The sequence below is a fragment of the Pseudomonas sp. LG1D9 genome, assembly GCF_002949995.1.
GTDB lineage: Bacteria > Pseudomonadota > Gammaproteobacteria > Pseudomonadales > Pseudomonadaceae > Aquipseudomonas > Aquipseudomonas proteolytica.
In genome coordinates this window covers 3040012-3058691 of record NZ_CP026881.1, presented here as the reverse complement: position 1 = coordinate 3058691, position 18680 = coordinate 3040012, and the positions used below count along the sequence as shown (strand labels likewise).

Annotated in this window: 15 protein-coding genes and 1 tRNA gene; 13 read left to right on the top strand and 3 right to left on the bottom strand. The window is 60.5% G+C overall.

Annotated elements, in window-relative coordinates; all coding sequences use genetic code 11:
• Positions 1 to 127 precede the first annotated feature (127 nt).
• The 6 genes from C5F71_RS14485 to C5F71_RS14460 all read left to right on the top strand — a co-directional run bounded on the left by C5F71_RS14485 (position 128) and on the right by C5F71_RS14460 (position 7119).
• Positions 128 to 2347: an AsmA family protein gene (locus tag C5F71_RS14485; RefSeq protein ID WP_104911388.1), complete on the top strand. Its 2220-nt coding sequence runs from the start codon at positions 128 to 130 to the stop codon at positions 2345 to 2347.
• A complete protein-coding gene (gene mutY / locus C5F71_RS14480; protein ID WP_104911387.1) occupies positions 2344 to 3411 on the top strand; it encodes an A/G-specific adenine glycosylase in 1068 nt (355 codons plus the stop codon). The genes C5F71_RS14485 and mutY overlap by 4 nt, the downstream gene beginning before the upstream one ends.
• Entirely contained in the window at positions 3408 to 3680 is a 273-nt protein-coding gene (locus tag C5F71_RS14475; protein WP_092232796.1) for an oxidative damage protection protein, read from the top strand. The genes mutY and C5F71_RS14475 overlap by 4 nt, the downstream gene beginning before the upstream one ends.
• A 103-nt stretch (positions 3681 to 3783) precedes the next feature.
• Positions 3784 to 3859: transfer RNA gene (locus C5F71_RS14470), tRNA-Phe, on the top strand.
• Between the two features lie 205 nt (positions 3860 to 4064).
• Entirely contained in the window at positions 4065 to 4733 is a 669-nt protein-coding gene (locus C5F71_RS14465) for a hypothetical protein (protein WP_029295874.1), read from the top strand.
• Positions 4734 to 5043: 310 nt separating this feature from the next.
• Positions 5044 to 7119 carry a TonB-dependent siderophore receptor gene (locus C5F71_RS14460; protein WP_104912623.1) on the top strand — a complete coding sequence of 692 codons (2076 nt, stop codon included), beginning with the start codon at positions 5044 to 5046 and terminating at the stop codon, positions 7117 to 7119.
• 13 nt (positions 7120 to 7132) lie between these two features.
• On the opposite strand, the gene C5F71_RS14455 is transcribed toward C5F71_RS14460, so the two are convergent.
• Complete coding sequence (locus C5F71_RS14455) at positions 7133 to 8773, bottom strand: glycosyltransferase family 39 protein (protein WP_104911386.1); 1641 nt, start codon at positions 8771 to 8773, stop codon at positions 7133 to 7135.
• 217 nt (positions 8774 to 8990) lie between these two features.
• On the opposite strand from C5F71_RS14455, the gene C5F71_RS14450 reads away from it, so the two are divergent.
• Entirely contained in the window at positions 8991 to 9899 is a 909-nt protein-coding gene (locus C5F71_RS14450) for an alpha/beta fold hydrolase (RefSeq protein WP_104911385.1), read from the top strand.
• 70 nt (positions 9900 to 9969) lie between these two features.
• A complete protein-coding gene (locus tag C5F71_RS14445; protein ID WP_070996150.1) occupies positions 9970 to 10383 on the top strand; it encodes a hypothetical protein in 414 nt (137 codons plus the stop codon).
• 879 nt (positions 10384 to 11262) lie between these two features.
• Here C5F71_RS14445 and gabP read toward each other — a convergent pair.
• Positions 11263 to 12654, bottom strand: coding sequence for a GABA permease (gabP, locus tag C5F71_RS14440; RefSeq protein WP_104911384.1), 1392 nt, complete (start codon positions 12652 to 12654; stop codon positions 11263 to 11265).
• Positions 12655 to 13207: 553 nt separating this feature from the next.
• On the opposite strand from gabP, the gene C5F71_RS14435 reads away from it, so the two are divergent.
• From C5F71_RS14435 to C5F71_RS14415, 5 genes are all read left to right on the top strand, one after another.
• A complete protein-coding gene (locus tag C5F71_RS14435) occupies positions 13208 to 13981 on the top strand; it encodes an ABC transporter ATP-binding protein (protein ID WP_029295861.1) in 774 nt (257 codons plus the stop codon).
• Positions 13982 to 13994: 13 nt separating this feature from the next.
• Positions 13995 to 14747, top strand: coding sequence for an ABC transporter substrate-binding protein (locus tag C5F71_RS14430; protein WP_057437113.1), 753 nt, complete (start codon positions 13995 to 13997; stop codon positions 14745 to 14747).
• A 75-nt stretch (positions 14748 to 14822) separates the two neighbouring features.
• A complete protein-coding gene (locus tag C5F71_RS14425; protein WP_029295857.1) occupies positions 14823 to 15518 on the top strand; it encodes an ABC transporter permease in 696 nt (231 codons plus the stop codon).
• A gap of 38 nt (positions 15519 to 15556) precedes the next feature.
• On the top strand, positions 15557 to 16246 hold the full coding sequence (locus tag C5F71_RS14420) for an ABC transporter permease (protein WP_029295855.1): 690 nt from the start codon (positions 15557 to 15559) through the stop codon (positions 16244 to 16246).
• A complete protein-coding gene (locus C5F71_RS14415; protein ID WP_104911383.1) occupies positions 16227 to 17450 on the top strand; it encodes a methyltransferase in 1224 nt (407 codons plus the stop codon). Before C5F71_RS14420 ends, C5F71_RS14415 begins: the two co-directional genes overlap by 20 nt.
• A 230-nt stretch (positions 17451 to 17680) precedes the next feature.
• Here the strand turns inward: C5F71_RS14415 and bcsQ are convergent, their stop codons facing one another.
• Positions 17681 to 18574 (bottom strand): cellulose biosynthesis protein BcsQ, encoded by an 894-nt coding sequence (gene bcsQ / locus C5F71_RS14410; RefSeq protein WP_371923388.1) that lies wholly within the window; start codon positions 18572 to 18574, stop codon positions 17681 to 17683.
• Positions 18575 to 18680 lie beyond the last annotated feature (106 nt).

The following is an 18680-nucleotide window of genomic DNA, read 5'->3' as shown; positions in this document are numbered from 1 at the left end:
AACTGACACTACCTTTTTCAGTCCATCTGTTTTGTTTGACACTATGTAACGATGCGTAAACAGCCACGGACCTCCCGGCGTTATACTCTGCGGCTAAATTTTAAAATCGACATACAAGGACTCGCCCATGAAAGCGTTCGGCAAAATCCTGGGTCTGGTACTTCTCGGGCTGTTGCTGATCATTGTGGCTCTGGGCTTTGCCCTGACTCACCTCTTCGATCCCAACGACTACAAAGACGAGATTCGCCAGATTGCCCGCGACAAGGCCCACATCGAGCTGACGCTCAATGGCGATATCGGCTGGAGCCTGTTCCCCTGGCTGGGCCTGGAGCTGCATGAGGCCAGCGTGGCCACCCTGAACAACCCTGCCCAACCATTTGCCGACCTGCAGATGCTCGGCCTGTCGGTACGCGTGCTGCCGCTGCTGCGCCGCGAAGTGCAAATGAGCGATGTACGCGTCGAAGGCCTGAACCTGCGCCTGACCCGCGACAAGCAAGGCCATGGCAACTGGGAAGATATCGGCAAGGCTGCGCCCGTTGCGGCTACCACCAGCGCCGAAGCGCCCGCCACGACTGCGCCGGCCACGACGCCCGCGCCGGAGAAACCGGCCCAGCCGATCCGCCTGGACATCGACAGCCTCACGGTCAACAACGCCCGTATCGAGTACAACGACGAGCAGACCGGCAAGCAATTCAGCGCCGAAAGCATCCAACTGAGCACCGGTGCCGTGCATGAAGGCGCGAGCATTCCGGTCAAGCTCACTGCGTTCTTCGGCAGCAACCAGCCGGTCATGCGGGTCAAGAGCGAGCTCAATGGCGAGCTGCGTTTTGATCGCGCCCTCAAGCGCTATCAGTTCGAAGACATGAAAGTCGCCGGCGAAGCCACGGGCGAGCCTCTGCAAGGCAAGACCGTCACGTTTGCCACCCAGGGCCAGTTACTGGTGGACCTGTCGGCAAACATTGCCGAGTGGACCGGCCTCAAGCTCTCGCTCAACCAACTGCGGGCACTGGGCGAACTGAAGGCCCACGACCTGGATAAAACCCCACAGATCAGCGGCGCCCTGTCGATTGCCCAGTTTGACCTGGCCAAGTTCCTCGACAGCGTCGGCCAACCGCTGCCAGCCATGGCCCCAGAGAGCCTGAGCAAGGTCGAGCTGGTCAGCCGCCTGCAAGGCACGCCGTCGAGCATGGCGCTGGAAGACCTCAACCTGAAAGTCGATGGCAGCACCTTCACCGGGCGCCTGGCGGTTGAAGACTTTGCCAAGCAATCCCTGCGCGTGCAGTTGAAGGCCGACACGTTCAACGCCGACCACTACCTGCCCGCCAAATCCGAAGCAGCCAACAGTGCCGCCGTCGCGCGCCAGGCCGAAGTGCAAAGCAGCGAAGCCGGGGCCATGGCCGCCGGCGGCACCACTCCGCTGCCGGATGCGCCGACCAAAGGCGCCTGGAGCACCGACAAGCTGCTGCCGCTGGCACGCCTGCGCACCCTGGATGTGATTGCCGACCTGTCCTTCGGCCAACTGACCCTCGGCCAGTTGCCCATCGAGAACGCCACCCTCAAAGCCTCTGGCCAGGGTGGTCAGCTCAAGCTCGACACCTTGAGCGGCGGCCTCTACAACGGCACCTTCCAGGCCAACGGCAACCTCGACGCCCGCGAAGATGTGCCGGTGTTGGCACTGCAGACCAAAATCAAGCAAGTGCCGGTCGAACGCATCCTGCAGGCCCAGGGCAAAACCCCGCCGGTCAAAGGCCAGATCACCCTCGACAGCAACCTGACGGGGCGCGGCAACAGCCAGAAGGCGCTGATCGACAGCCTCAACGGCACCGCCAGCTTTGTGATCAACAATGGCGTACTGCTCAACGCCAACATTGAGCAACAGCTGTGCACCGGCATCGCCCTGCTCAATCGCAAGACCCTGGCCAGCGAACCGCGTGGCAAGGACACACCGTTCCAGGAGCTCAAGGGCAACCTGACCTTGCGTAACGGCGTGGCCAGCAACCCGGACCTGAAAGTGCGGATCCCCGGCCTGACCGTCAACGGCAATGGCGACATTGACCTGCGCGTGCTGGGCATGGACTACCGTGTGGGCATCATTGTCGAGGGTGACAAGCGCGACATGCCGGACCCGGCCTGCCAGGTCGGCTCGAACTTCCGTGGCATCGAAGTCCCGCTGCGCTGCCGTGGGCCGCTGGAGCTGGGAGCCAAGGCCTGCCGCCTGGACAAGGACGGCCTGGGCCAGGTCGCCGCGAAAATGGCCGGCAATAAAATCAGCGAGAAACTTGAAGAGAAGCTCGACAAGGTCAATCCCAAGTTGAAAGACGCCCTCAAAGGCCTGTTCAACCGATGAGAAACGAGCAATTTTCTGCGGCCGTGCTCGACTGGTACGACCGCCACGGTCGCCATGACCTGCCTTGGCAACAGGGCATCACCCCTTACCGGGTGTGGGTCTCGGAAATCATGCTGCAACAGACCCAGGTCAGCACCGTGCTCAACTACTTCGACCGTTTCATGGCCTCGCTGCCAACGGTCGAAGCCCTGGCCGCCGCGCCAGAAGATGAAGTGCTGCACCTGTGGACCGGGCTGGGCTACTACACCCGGGCGCGCAACCTGCAAAAGACCGCGAAGATCGTCGTCGCCGAATACGGCGGCGAGTTTCCTCGCGATGTAGAGAAGCTTACCGAACTGCCAGGCATCGGCCTGTCCACCGCCGGCGCCATCGCCAGCCTGAGCATGGGCCTGCGCGCACCGATCCTCGACGGCAACGTCAAACGCGTGCTGGCGCGCTTTACCGCCCAGGAAGGCTATCCGGGCGAACCCAAGGTGGCCAAGCAGCTGTGGGCCACCGCAGAGCGCTTTACCCCGCACGCTCGCGTCAACGCCTACACCCAGGCGATGATGGACATGGGCGCCACCCTCTGCACCCGCAGCAAGCCCAGTTGCCTGCTGTGCCCCCTGGAAAAGGGCTGCGAAGCGCACATGCTGGGCCTGGAAACCCGCTACCCGATCCCCAAGCCCCGCAAGACCATCCCGCAAAAACGCACGCTGATGCCCTTGCTGGCCAACCATGAGGGCGCGATCCTGCTTTACCGTCGCCCGTCTACGGGCCTGTGGGGCGGGCTGTGGAGCTTGCCGGAACTGGACGACCTGAACGATCTGGAACACCTGGCCAACCAGCACTCGCTGGCGCTGGGCAAGCAGCAGGAGCTGCCGGGGCTGGTCCACACTTTCAGCCACTTCCAACTGGCTATCGAACCCTGGCTGGTGCAAGTCGAGGAATCGGCCCATCACGTGGCCGAGGCCGACTGGCTCTGGTATAACCTCGCCACCCCGCCGCGCCTGGGCCTTGCCGCCCCGGTGAAAAAACTGCTGAAGCGCGCGGCCGACGTATTGAACGCAGGAGTTTCGTCATGACCCGCACCATCATGTGCCGCAAATACCACAAAGAACTGCCCGCCCTGGAGCGCGCCCCATTTCCGGGGCCCAAGGGCCAAGACATTTTCGATTACGTTTCCGCCCAGGCCTGGGCCGACTGGCAGAAGCACCAGACCCTGCTGATCAACGAAAAACGCCTGAACATGATGAACGCCGAAGACCGCAAATATCTGCAGGGCGAAATGGACAAGTACTTTTCCGGCGAGGATTACGCCAAGGCTGACGGCTACGTGCCGCCTGCTCAATAATTGAGCAAAAACCGGGGTTGGCACGTAAGCGACGGTAATAATTAAATATTTTTTGAAAACTTGCTTGACGACCCCCTGAAAAACCCGTTTAATGCGCCCCGTTGCCCAGATAGCTCAGTCGGTAGAGCAGGGGATTGAAAATCCCCGTGTCGGCGGTTCGATTCCGTCTCTGGGCACCACTAATTAGTTTCAGGTGGTGCAAACGTCATCTGAAACACACAAGAAACCCGCCTAGTGCGGGTTTTTTGTTGCCTGCGATTTAGTACGCCACACCGCCCTGGTTACATTCAGGTTAACGCCAAGCCTCGTTGGCACCCGATGTGTTATTTATCGCGCTGCTCAACCGTCTAGCCTTAATCCAATCTTCAGCAAGGTAGTTACTTCATGACCCGGTACTTGTTCTGCACGCTGTTAATGCTGACAGCGCTGCTCAGCGGATGCGCCACGACGATGGACGTCGCGATCAACGCAACCCCAGACCCGGACTATCACTTTGACCGACAGGCGCCAGTGCTGGTGACGTCGGTGGGCGGCAATAACGAGAACGCGCTCAACGCCCGCTACTATCTGCGCGATATGGTCAGCGCCATGAAGGACCAGGGCTTTCGCCAGGTCTATACCGACATGACCCTGCCCAAGAACCTGGCACCGAAAATCACGATCACCCTGGACGTCGACAGCCACCAGGTGACTTATCGCTATACCGCCACCGACTATGGCCAGGTGCCAACCAGCACCTCCACTGTGTGCAAGAACAGCAAGAAAAAAAGCGACCAGATGATCTGCACCAGCACACCCAACACCACCTATGGCCCGGTGGGCAGCTCGGAGCGCACCGGCTACACCACCCTCACCACGTTCACCGCCACGGCCCGGGACGAAGCGAGCAAACGCGCGGTGTACCTGCTGCGAGTGACGTCCTACAACGAGGACTGCCAGGCTGCCAAGGTCGAGGCCTTTCTGGTACAGCAGGGCCTGCAGAACCTGAATTTCCAGGATCGCGTACAGCGCAACTACAGCGTCACGATGCCTGAAGGGTATCGCTGCAAATAATCCCTCCATGATGAAGGTCACTTCGGAGTCAGCGGTCTGGGGGCCCAACCCAGGATCAAAGACTCCGCAACCTTGATTACTCCCTCCCCGCGCAAGACCGCCCTACCGCCCCTCCCATCGACTGCCCCCGCCAAAAAGCCAGGATTGACCGGCATCTAGCGTTGCTAATAGCAATTATTATCATTTAAGCTGCGCGCAAAATATCCTCCCCCCGCATCACTAAAATAATTAAGGAGCTGCAATGCCCTCTGCACGCGAGCCAGGCTCATGGTTGAAGGCGCTCGGCCTTGCCCCCTTCGGATTCGCTTCGATGCTGGTCCCGGTCGCAGACGCGGCCCAGGAAACAGGCCAGCTCGAACTGCCCAGCCAAAGTATTACGGCCACGGCCTCAGAAGAAACGGCGGACGGCCCGATCAAAGGCTATGTCGCCAAGCGCAGTGCAACGGGTGCCAAGACCGACACTCCGATTACTGAGATCCCCCAGTCGATTTCCGTCATCAGCGCCGACCGTATGCGTGATCAGGGCGCGCTGACCGTGCAAGACGCATTGCGTTATGTGGCCGGGGTGCGCGCCGAAACCTTCGGGCTGGATAGCCGGGGAGACTGGTCGAAAGTGCGAGGCAGCTCACCTGCCCTGTTCCTTGATGGCTTACAGCAGAGCTTCGGCAGTTACACCAACGTGCGCACCGACCCCTTCACCCTGGAACGCCTCGAAGTGCTCAAGGGCCCGGCGTCGATGCTTTATGGGCAAAGCCCGGTGGGGGGCCTGATCAACCAGGTCAGCAAACGCCCCCAGGCCGAACAACACACCGAACTGCAACTGCAATATGGCAATTACAACCGCAAGCAGGTCGCCGTCGACACCACGGGCTCCCTGAACCCACAAGGCACGCTGTTGTACCGGCTGGTGGCAATTCAGCGCGACAGCGACACTCAGGTTGATCACGTCAAAGACAACCGCCAGGTCCTGATGCCATCGCTGACCTGGCGCCCCACCGAAGATATCGACTGGACGATACTGGCCAACATCCAGCGCGATGACAGCGGCTCCACCACGCAGTTCTTTCCGCACAAAGGCACGGTCTGGAATGCGCCCTACGGTCGGATCCACAGCAATAGGTTCGCCAGCGAGCCGGGATTCGACGAATACGACAGCGACCAGACAGCCCTGACGTCGCAATTCTCGTGGCACGTGAACGACACATGGACGCTGCGACAAAACCTGCGCTGGCAGAAAAGCAAAGTCAGCTACCAGTCGATTTATGCGAAGTTCGCCAGAAACCCACCGTTTAACGCCGACAACCAGACCCTCGACCGCGTGTATTACGTTTCCAAACCAGAGGTCAAAGTCTGGGTCGCCGACCAAAACGCCGAGGCCCGATTCGACACCGGCCCGCTACAACACACGCTGCTGCTGGGGGGCGACTACCAGCACGCTGTCTCCAACCGCGACGGCGCCAGCGGCGCGGCAACACCACTGAACGTGTACGACCCGGTGTATGGCACCTTTGATCCCTCTATCATTCGCCTCACCGCAGACCCGGAACAACGGGTCATGCAGCGCGGGCTCTATGCCCAGGACCAGATCAAATACGAGCAGTGGTTACTGACCCTTGGCCTGCGCAAGGATTGGGCCTCCAGCCAGACCCAAGGCAAGGCCCAGCAGAAAGATGACAAAGTGACCGGCCGCGTGGGCCTGACCTATCTGTTCGACAACGGCATAGCGCCCTACTTGAGCTACAGCGAATCATTCCAGCCCCAGATCGGCCTCAACCAGCGAACGCTTGACCCCTACGTACCGCTCAAGGGCAAACAGTGGGAGTTGGGTGTGAAATATCAGCCCGTTGGCAGCAACAGTCTCTATACCGCTGCGGTGTATGACATTCGCGAGCAGAACCGACGCATGCCCGACCCACTGGATGCGATGAACACCCTGCAAAGTGGTGAAACCCGCGCCCGTGGCCTGGAGCTCGAAGCACTGGTAACGGTCACGCCCGACTGGGACCTGATTGGTACCTACAGCTATACCGACACCACCGTGCTCAAGGGCTCACCCGCCGAACAAGGCAAACGCCTGGCCAGTGTTCCAGAGAACATGGCCTCGGTCTGGAGCCAACATCGGTTCAGCATCGGCGATATATCCGGGTTCAGTGTCGGTGCAGGCGTTCGCTATGTAGGAACAAGCTGGGATGGCGCCGACCGACTGAAAACGCCCTCTACCACCCTGGTGGATGCGATGCTCGGGTACCGATACCAGAACTGGAACCTGACCCTCAACGCGACCAATCTTGAAGACAAGACCTACTACACGACATGCCTGGCGCGAGGCGATTGCTTCATCGGCAACCGTCGTACGCTCGTCGGTACGCTGGCCTACAACTTTTGATCGAGCTTTAAGATCACGGTACGCGAAACACCAGCAGCGGGTTGTCATTGAGACGCCCATTGAATGCTGGAGCCAGGTGCTCCAGCGGCGTGCCCTGCAGCAGTTGGGTTTCCTTGCGCGCGACGATGACCCAGGACGAGCGCGGCAGCGCGCTCAGTTGCGCAAGGTCGTCACGCCCGACAAACAGCGGCTGCTCGTCATGGTCCAGGTTCATGATGTAGCGAATGGCCCAGGTGTCCTTGCCGAGGTCGAGAAACACCAGCGGCCCGGGGTTCTCGGCCCGCAGGGTCTGCACCGCCCGCACAAAGGTTTTGGTGTCGAACTGCAGATCCTTGGCCGGCTCGACGACCGTCACCAGTACCAGCCATTGAGTGGCCAGAGCAATCAAGCTAAGCGACACCAATCGCGCTCCCACACGGCCGCGCCAACGGCGCCAGGCAAGCACCGCCGCCAGTTGCAGGACGATCAGCAGCGCAATCAGCCCCGGCACCGAAACATCCGGCCAGTAACCATGCTTGCTCCACAGCTGCCGGCAGACCACTACCACGACAGCCCCCAGCAGCGGCAGGATCGCCACCAGCCACTCATAACCCCGACGCACGCCAAGCAACCAACCCCGGGCCTGAAGCAGCCCATAGGCCGCCACAGCGGCAAACATCGGGACCATGGGCACGATGTAGTAGGCGCGTTTGAAGTTCGGCACCGACAACCCCAGCAGGATCATCAAGCCACAACCAGCCAGGCGCAGCATCAGTTGCACATCGGCATCGTCATTGCGCGTCGACCAGGTGTGACGCAGGGCAATCAACGTCGCGAGCGCCAGCGGTATCACCGGGAAATAACGATACAGACTCAGTTGCAGGTAGAAGTAGAACGGTTCGCCGCTCTCATCGAGGCGACCGGCCACCTGCATCTTCAGCACCTCATCGGCAAACCCTTCACCACCGCTGATCCGCGCCAGCTTCAGCAGCACCCACCCACAGGCCAGAAGCAGGACCAGGCCGATTACCCCGTGGGCAACGACCTTTTTCAGTAAGCGAATCTTCTCTTCTCGCGAGCCAGCAGGCCCCAGCACCCAATACACACAGGCCACCCCACAGACTTCGATCAGCCCCAAAGGGCCCCGAATGGCAAACGCCGCCACGAACAAGGGAAAGATTGCGTATTGACGCAGCTTTGAGCCCAAACGCTCGCCGGTATGCAACAGGTAGAAGCACCCAAGACACAGCAGGGAGACCATCTGATCCAGACACACCGAGCGCGACTTCTCGAGCAATTGCGCCGTCGACGCCGTGAGCAATACCGTCAGCAACGCCCACGCCCGACCCGAAGGCACCAGCAAACGGTAGATCAGCGCCATGACCCCGGCCGATGCCAGGGCAGTGGGCAAGACGTTAGCCAGGTCGTTGGGCGCACCGAACAGCCGGGCAAAGAACAGGCTGAAATAGGTCGCCGTACCTGGGTAATCCGGGTACGGCTCACCGTAGGTGGTGGGGAAGAAGCTCGCACCGTGGCGAAACATTTCCTGCATGAACACCGCCCAGCGCCCGTCAAACCCTTGAGGCTGTTGGTCCCAGATGCCCAGCGTAAATAGCAACAAGGCCACCAGGAAAATACCCAGGGCCTCCAGACGAAAACGCGTGCGGTGTTCCATGCTTTAACCTGCCAGGCCGGGGGAAATGCTGGCGTATATTGCCGGCAACACGGCTGAATCACGCCTGAACCAAATGCAACAATCCCTCACCACCGATCGGCATTCACACTTAAAGATTACGGGCCTTTGCCCGTCGATTTTGTTAGCGTCAACTTCCAATAAAAACTGCGCACGGGCAGCCCATGCCCCATCGAAAGCGCATGGATCGAGGCCCGTCATGAACCTGCCCACCCGCCTTCACCCCGAGGCATTCCGCGAGCCCGCCGCCGATAGCTACCCCATCGGCGGCTTCACCTGGCGCCATATCCGCACCGATATCGCACGCCCAGTGGTGATCATCAACGCCGCCACCTCAGTGCGCTGCCGGCACTATTCGCGCTTTGCCGACTACCTGTTTGCCAACGGTTTTGATGTGATCACCTACGACTATCGCGGCATTGGCGAATCGCGCAGCGGCTCATTGCGTGGGTTCAAGGCCTCGTGGTCGGACTGGGGCCGGCTGGATTTCGAGGCCATCTTGCAGCGTGCGCAGCGAGAGTTTGCCGGGCAACCCATTGATGTGGTCGGCCACAGCTTTGGCGGCTGTGCGGCCGGGCTCGGGGCGTCGGGAGCAGCGATCAGGCGCTTGGTCACCGTGGGGGCGCAGTTTGCGTACTGGCGTGACTATCAAGCGAGCGGCCGCTGGCGGATGTTTGCCAAGTGGCATCTAGTGATGCCGCTGGTGACCGCCGTATGCGGGTATTTCCCGGGCAAGCGCCTGGGCTGGCTGGAAGACACACCTGCGGGGGTGGTGCGCGACTGGAGCACGCCCACGCCCACCTACCAGACACGGCCTAGCGGGCGCGCCCTGGGCGAGCTGCCCTTTGCCCGGGTGAAGGCACAGATCCTGGCGATCAGCATCAGCGACGATCCGTTTGGCACGGTACCCGCCATTGAGCGTCTGCTGAATTACTTCCAGGCCAGCGAGCGCACGCACTTGCGGATTGCGCCGAGGGATATTGGCGAAGAAGCCGTCGGGCATTTCGCGTTTTTCCGTAATGAATATGAAGATCGCTTATGGCCGATTGCACTGGCGTGGCTGCAACACGGCCAGCTCGCGGCCGACACGCCGGGAGCTCGACTGTAGAAACCCTTGGGATTTCGCCCGACCTGCGCTTCAATACGCCACCCAGATCCTGAACCAAGGACGTGAGCCCATGGCTTCGCCAGACAAGCAGCAAAAACGCGCCCAGCGGGCAAAAGCCAAGGCCAAGCAGAACCGCACCCAGCGCGCCAATGCGCCGAAGCAGGATGCATTTGCCGGCGATGACGACCGCATTGATCTTGAGTCGGTGGACTTGACCGAACTGTTCGTGGAGATGCGCACAGCCGGCGAGACCAGCCAGCAGGCGCTGTGTGCGGCATTCCTGGCGCACCCGCTGCTGGCGTTGGTGCTGGAACAGGAAGGCGAAGAAAACGCCACAGACTTTATCCTGGCGGCGCTGATCGAATATCGGCAGTGGTCCACGGACAGCGACGATGAAGCAGCGGCGCTGGCATGGATTGAATCGCCCGCGTTCCAGGCCGATTACGTAGCGGCCTCGCAAGCCCTGGCCACCTCGCAAGATTGATACAAACCTAATGTAGGAGCGAGCTTGCTCGCGAAGAACTCAAGAACAACGCATTTATTCAGGCAGCACGCGTTATCGTTGACGTTTCTCGCGAGCAAGCTCGCTCCTACAGTGTTTTGTGGCGTTAGCAGCAAGGTGGCGGCGTCGCAGGCACTGACCACTTCGCAGGATTAATACAAAACCCATGTAGGAGCGAGCTTGCTCGCGAAGAACTCAAGAACCACGCGTTTACCCAGGCAGCCCGCGTTATCGTTGACGTTTTTCGCGAGCAAGCTCGCTCCTACAGTGGTTTGTGGCGTTAGCAGCAAGGTGGCGGCGTCGCAGGCACCGACCACTTCGCAGGATTAATACAAAACCCATGTAGGAGCGAGCTTGCTCGCGAAGAACTCAAGAACAACGCATTTACTCAGGCAGCACGCGTTATCGTTGACGTTTTTCGCGAGCAAGCTCGCTCCTACAGTGGTTTGTGGCGTTAGCAGGCCGATTACGTGGCGGCGTCGCAAGCCCTGACCACTTCGCAGGATTAATACAAAACCCATGTAGGAGCGAGCTTGCTCGCGAAGAACTCAAGAACAACGCATTTACTCAGGCAGCACGCGTTATCGTTGACGTTTTTCGCGAGCAAGCTCGCTCCTACAGTGGTTTGTGGCGTTAGCAGCAAGGTGGCGGCCTCGCAGGCACTGACCACTTCGCAGGATTAATACAAAACCCATGTAGGAGCGAGCTTGCTCGCGAAGAACTCAAGAACAACGCGTTTACCCAGGCAGCCCGCGTTATCGTTGACGTTTTTCGCGAGCAAGCTCGCTCCTACAGTGGTTTGTGGCGTTAGCAGCAAGGTGGCGGCGCACCAGGCGCCGGCTCCTGCTGAGGGGGTGCTGATTAATTCAGCACCGCAGTCTCAAGGTTGCGGGCCTTGCGCCGGCTCGCCACCAGCAACCCCGCCACCACCACCAGCAAGCTCAACACGCCGGTCGCGATGATCTCCACCCGATGCGCTTCCTGGAACAGCATGATGGTCAACGCACCGACAATAAACACGATCACTGCGTAGGTCAGGCCCGGAAACAGCCACATTTTGAAGGCAATTTTCTCGCCCGCCGCCGTACGTTTCTGACGCATGCGCAGTTGCGACACGGCAATCACCAGGTACACCAGCAGCGCAATCGCGCCGGAGCTGGCCAGCAGGAATTCAAACACCGCCGCCGGCGCCACGTAGTTGGCGAATACCGCGAGGAATGCCGCGCCTGTGGACAACATCACCGCCCAGTAAGGCGTGCCGCTCTTGTTGGTGCGCTTGGCCACCGCCGGTGCATCACCACGACGCCCCAGGGAAAACAGCATGCGCGACGCGGTGTACAGCGCCGAGTTCAGGCAACTGGTCACGGCAACCAATACCACCAGGTCGACGATCAGCTTGGCATTCGGGATGCCCATGCGCTCCAGCACGGTCTGGTAGGAACCTACGGCTGCCAGGGTCGGATCGTTCCACGGCACCAGGGCCACGACGATGAAGATCGATACCAGGTAGAACAAGCCGATCCGCCAGATCACCGAGTTGGTGGCCTTGGTGATCTGCTGGCCAGGGTTCTTCGATTCTGCGGCCGCGATGGTCACGATCTCAGTGCCCATGAACGAGAACATGGTGGTCAGGATTGCCGCCAACACCGCGCCCATACCGTTGGGCAAAAAGCCCTGGGTGTCGAACAGATGCGATACGCCGCTGACCTGGCTGCCCGGCAGCAAGCCGAAGATCGCCAGCACGCCGAGGATCACAAAACCAATGATCGCCACCACTTTAATCAGCGCAAACCAGAACTCGAACTCGCCGTAGTTCTTCACGCTGAACAGGTTGGTAGCAGTCAGCAGCAAGGTAATGACCAGGGTGAACGCCCAGATCGCCACGTCGGGGAACCAGGCATGCAGGATGGTTGCGGCGGCGTTGGCTTCCAGGGGAATGACCAACACCCAGAACCACCAGTACAGCCAGCCGATGGTAAAGCCGGCCCAATGGCCGATGGCCCGGTCGGCGTAGGTGGAAAAAGAACCGGTGTCGGGAGAGGCAACGGCCATCTCGGCCAGCATGCGCATCACCAGCACCACCAGCGTACCGGCCGCCGCATAGGCCAGCAGCACGGCGGGCCCGGCTGCCGCAATCGCGTGGCCGGAGCCGACAAACAAACCGGCGCCGATCACGCCGGCAATCGACAACATGGTGACGTGACGCGGTTTGAGCCCCTGTTCGAGGTCATTGGAGCTTTGCGTACTACTCATTGACACACCTTTGCGAGGAATTGCGAATACGGTCCACCCGGCCTGTTGCCACTTCGTGAAAAGAAACAAACGGGGCGTTCTTTATTTTTTACGCAAGATTTGCGCCAAAATGTTACAAAGCCAAGGTTGACGCGGCCTGTAGGACAATCCTCTAGCACTCGCAAGCCATTGAGATTACTGGCAATCCGCCACAACGTTACCAGCCGACTCACTTCCAGAACGCATGAGCGCACCAAAAACACACACAGAAAGTAAGTGACGCCCAATTAAAGGGCTGATAGGCACCGTTTACCCGTTTAACCCTTCCAACACCCGGCCAAAGCTGGCACCATCGCGCCCTTTTTTACGCGACTGCCACGGGTTTATCGGTTAAAACGGCTGTTCGGTTGTTGATGGCGCGACACGCTGCTGTGCCGATGCGACAACCTGTCACACACTGTCTGTTTAACGCCCGTGGCGCTGTTGGCTGTCATCCGAACGCTATGCTAGCTTGGCGCCACGCCAGGAAGGCGACCCAACAGCAGGAACGCAATGAACACAATGAGGACCGCTCATGGCTTTGGCCGCGCCCGCGCTTGAAATCCGCAACTTGCATAAACGCTATGGTGAGCTGGAGGTGCTAAAAGGCATCTCGCTGACCGCTCGCGACGGCGATGTGATCTCGATCCTGGGCTCCTCCGGTTCCGGCAAGTCCACGTTCCTGCGCTGCATCAACCTCTTGGAAAACCCGCACCAGGGCCAGATCCTGGTGGCCGGCGAAGAGCTCAAGCTCAAGGCCGCGAAAAACGGCGAGCTGATGGCCGCCGACGGCAAGCAGATCAATCGCCTGCGCAGCGAAATCGGCTTCGTGTTCCAGAACTTCAACCTCTGGCCACATATGAGCATCCTCGACAACATCATCGAGGCCCCACGCCGCGTGCTCGGCCAGAGCAAGGCCGAAGCCATCGAAGTAGCCGAGGCGCTGCTGGCCAAGGTCGGTATTGGTGACAAGCGCCACGCCTACCCGGCGCAATTGTCCGGCGGCCAGCAGCAACGCGCGGCCATTGCCCGCACCCTGGCGATGCAACCCAAGGTCATTTTGTTCGATGAGCCCACTTCGGCACTTGACCCGGAAATGGTTCAGGAAGTACTTAATGTGATCCGCGCGCTGGCCGAAGAAGGCCGCACCATGCTGCTGGTCACCCACGAAATGGGCTTTGCCCGCCAAGTGTCCAGCGAAGTGGTGTTCCTCCACCAGGGCCTGGTCGAAGAGCAAGGATCGCCACAGCAGGTGTTCGAGAACCCGCTTTCGGCGCGCTGCAAACAATTCATGTCCAGCAACCGCTAACGGAGCAACATGCATGCAGAACTATAAAAAATTCCTCCTGGCCGCCGCCGTTTCCATGGCATTCAGCGCCACGGCCATGGCCGAGACTTTGAAAATGGGGATCGAAGCGGCCTACCCGCCCTTCAACAATAAAGACGCCAGCGGCAACGTTGTCGGCTTCGACAAAGACATCGGCGACGCCCTGTGCGCCAAGATGAAAGTCGAGAAGTGCGAAGTGTATGTCTCGGATTGGGACGGCATCATCCCGGCCCTGAACGCCAAGAAGTTCGACTTCCTGGTGTCGTCGCTGTCGATCACCGACGAGCGCAAGCAAGCCGTTGACTTCACCGACCCGTACTACTCCAACAAGCTGCAATTCATCGCGGCAAAATCCATCAAAGACTTCAAGACCGACGCCGACTACCTCAAAGGCAAGATCATCGGTGCACAACGCGCGACATTGGCCGGTACCTACCTGGAAGACAAACTGCCAGACACCACCGCCAAGCTCTACGACACCCAGGAAAACGCCTACCTCGACCTGACTTCCGGCCGCCTGGACGGGATGCTCGCCGACAAGTACGTGCAGTACGAGTGGCTCAAGAGCAAAGACGGTTCGGCCTATGAGTTCAAAGGCGATCCGGTTGTAGAAAGCGACAAGATCGGCATCGCCGTGCGTAAAGGCGACCCACTGCGCGAGCGCCTGAACAAGGCCCTGGCGGAAATCAAGGCCGATGGCACCTACAAGAAGATCAACGACAAGTACTTCCCTTTCAGCATCGAATGATCCTGATGGGCCAGTCCGGCGCGCTCGCATGAGCGCGCCGGCTTTTCGCAATGCCTTGCGCGATATGAAAAAACCATGAATTTCGATCTCTACGGATTCGGCCCCGCACTCGCTGCCGGCGCGCTGATGACCGTCAAACTGGCGCTCACGGCTTTATGCCTGGGGCTGGTGCTCGGCCTGGCCGGCGCCTTGGCCAAGACTTCCCCGTACAAGTTCCTGCAATGGCTTGGCGGCGCTTACTCGACGATTGTCCGGGGCATTCCCGAACTGCTGTGGGTGCTGCTGATCTACTTCGGCACGGTCAATATGATGCGGGCGCTGGGGGAGTTTTTCGGTAACCCCGACCTGTCGCTCAGCGCCTTCGCCGCCGGGGTGATCGCCCTGGGCCTGTGCTTTGGCGCCTACGCCACCGAAGTGTTCCGTGGCGCGATCCTGGCGATCCCCAAGGGCCACCGTGAAGCGGGCGTTGCCCTGGGCCTGTCGAAGCTGCGCATCTTCACCCGGCTGATCATGCCGCAGATGTGGCGCATCGCCCTGCCGGGCCTGGGCAACCTGTTCATGATCTTGATGAAGGACACCGCGCTGGTCTCGGTGATTGGCCTGGAAGAAATCATGCGCCACGCGCAAATCGGCGTGACCGTGACCAAGCAGCCTTTCACCTTCTTCATGGTCGCGGCCTTTATGTACCTGGGCCTCACCGTCCTGGCCATGGCCGGCATGTACTTCCTGGAAAAACGCGCCGCTCGCGGCTTTGCGAGGAGCACGCAATGAACGGCGACTATAGCTGGCTGTCGCATTTCGACCTGGGCCTGAACTGGGCCGTGATCATCAAGTGGCTGCCACGACTGGCCCAGGGCGCAACCCTGACCCTGGAACTGGTGGCCATCGCGGTGATCGCCGGCCTGCTACTGGCGATCCCCCTGGGCATCGCCCGCTCCTCGCGCCTGTGGTACGTGCGCACCCTGCCCTACTGCTACATTTTCTTCTTCCGCGGCACACCGCTGCTGGTGCAGCTGTTTTTGGTCTACTACGGCCTGGCGCAATTCGACGCCGTGCGCGAAAGCGCCCTGTGGCCGTACCTGCGGGACCCGTTCTGGTGCGCCACCGTCACCATGACCCTGCACACCGCCGCCTACATTGCCGAAATCCTGCGTGGCGCGATCCAGGCCATCCCGCCTGGTGAGATCGAAGCGGCGCGGGCGCTGGGCATGTCCAAGCCCAAGGCGCTGTTCTATATCATCCTGCCGCGTGCGGCGCGCATCGGCCTGCCGGCCTACAGCAACGAAGTGATCCTGATGCTCAAGGCCAGCGCCCTGGCCAGTACCGTGACTCTGCTGGAATTGACCGGCATGGCCCGCACCATCATTGCCCGCACCTACCTGCCGGTGGAGATCTTCTTTGCCGCCGGGATGTTCTACCTGCTGATGGCCTATGTACTGGTGCGTGGCTTCAAACTGCTGGAACGCTGGTTGCGGGTCGATGCCTGCCAGGGCCGCTGATACCGGGTTGACGGGCGAGCGCCTGCTGGAACGCTTCCTCGCATTGGATGCGTTCCTCAGCGAACATCAAGGGCTGTGGCGACCACGGCCCTTTACCCATCTGCAATTGCCCTGGGAAACCCAGCATCCGCAACTGGCCCAATGGCTGCGCCAGCGCTCGCTGGCAGAGGCCGAAAGCAGCCACAACCTGCCCACTGAACTACAAGCACCGGCGCCGTTTCCCCACTGGGCGCAAATGGCAGCGCGCTTGAGTGCTGTGGATAAGTTACCGTCAGGCGCGCTGCATATGCCGCCGTCGCGCCTGAATGTTGATGTACCCGGGCGCAAATGGCAGCAGATCGAGGCGTTTGGCGCCGCCCTGCAGTTCGCCCAGCGCCCCGGCCATTGGCTCGACTGGTGCGCCGGCAAAGGCCACCTCGGCCGTCGCCTGCAGCAACCGGGGCAGCAGTTGACCTGCCTGGAATACGATCCCGCGCTGGTTGCCGCCGGCATAACCCTCAGTGATCACCATCGACTGCCAGCGCTGCATCGCGAGCAAGATGTGATGGCCGAGGACGCCGTGCAGCACCTCACCCGCGAACACACCCCGGTTGCCCTGCATGCCTGCGGCGATCTGCACGTGCGCTTGCTGCAACTGGCCAGCGCCGCCGGCTGCCAGCACCTGGCCGTGGCGCCCTGCTGTTACAACCGCATCGGCAGCGAGCAGTACCAGGCGCTGTCGGCCCCGGCCCGCGCTTCGGCACTGCGTTTATCACGGGAAGATCTTGGCCTGCCACTGAGCGAAACCGTCACCGCTGGCGCGCGGGTGCGCCTGCAACGCGACACCTCCATGGCCCGGCGCCTGGGCTTCGACCAACTGCAGCGGCAACTGCGCGGGCGTGATGAGTACCTGCCCACGCCGTCACTGCCCAGCGAATGGCTGACCCGGCCCTTCGCTGATTACTGCCGGCACCTGGCGGCGCTCAAGGGTTTATCCACAGGCGAACAGGATTGGCCAACCCTGGAGCAGCACGGCTGGCAGCGCTTAGCGCAGGTACGAAACCTGGAGTTGGTGCGTGGCCTGTTTCGCCGCCCACTGGAAGTGTGGCTGGTGCTGGATCGGGCACTGTTTCTGCAAGAAAACGGCTACAAGGCTCAAGTCGGCCACTTCTGCGAAACCTCCCTGACACCGCGCAACCTGATGGTGCTCGCCGAGCGCGATTAAAGGGCAGGGCGACCTGTGGATAAGTCTGTTGATGGAATTTTTGAAGCCCCCGTATTTACGGGCTCCACAGGCCAAAATGCTGACTGGTCATTTTTTGTTCACAAAATAAAACGCACGCAAAACAGGCAGTTGCAGCGTAATGAGAACAGCTCCACAAAATGACTGTTTCCATACCTGTACAACCAACAGATTGTGCATAAGCATCTGCGGTTAGCCGTATAAGACGTGGTTCAAGCGCCATCCAAGCGTTGGCACAGCACATGGATATCGTCACAGGCCATGCTCGCAGCATCCCTCTCCAGAGGGTCCTCGCCAAAGGCCAGCGCCTCACTGATATGCGGATCGCGATGGATCACTTCCAGGCCATCTTGCCCAAGGCGTTGCTTGAATAAGTCCACCATATCCAGGCTGAAGGCGCTGCCCTCGTCCAGTTGATTGACGAACATGTGGCAACGCGGCGCCGACGGGCGCGCAAGGTATGGCGCCAGCAACCGCTGCATCTGCTCCAGCGCGCCAAGCGACGCCGCGTCTGCCAGGGCAACCACCACCACGGTATGGGCGACGTGTAATGCCTGGTGCAGGTAAATGTTATTGCCGGCGGGAGTGTCGATGATGACCGTGTCCTGCTCACTCAAGCCCAGGTGCGACAAGTGCTGCGCCAGCCACTGCGGGTCTTGCTTGAGCCAGCGCTGCAGGTCTTCTTGCTGTTGCATGTCGGTCTCGCCAAACACCAGCACCCGGCTGCCGCAGAAGCCCGGCTGGACGAGTTGATCCCAGGCCTGATTACACAAGCTGGCACGACCGATTCCCGGGCTGTCGTGGGGCAGGCCAAAATGCAGGTGCAGGGCGTTTTGCGGGTCCAGCTCCAGGACCGTCACCGACCGCCCCAGGCGTTGCAAGCCACTGCCCAGCGCCGTCGCCAGGGTGCTACGCCCCACACCACCATTGACCGACACCAGCACCACAACCTGCGCTCGGCAGGCTGGCATGACGGTTGGACGGGGTTGTTCGGCGGGGGAAGGCGCGTCGTCGAGGGGGGTATCTTCGAAGAACTGCAGCGTCGACGTCATCGGTTGATCATGACTGGCAAAATTCTTTGCAAAACGTTCGTCGGCCTGGCTCACAGCCCATCCTCCCTTGTCACGGCGCCTCCTGCTGGGCATGGGCGCACTTGTTGTTCACGCAGTGTGTGACAGGACTAGGAGAGTGTCATTATTTTGGTGTTTTTTA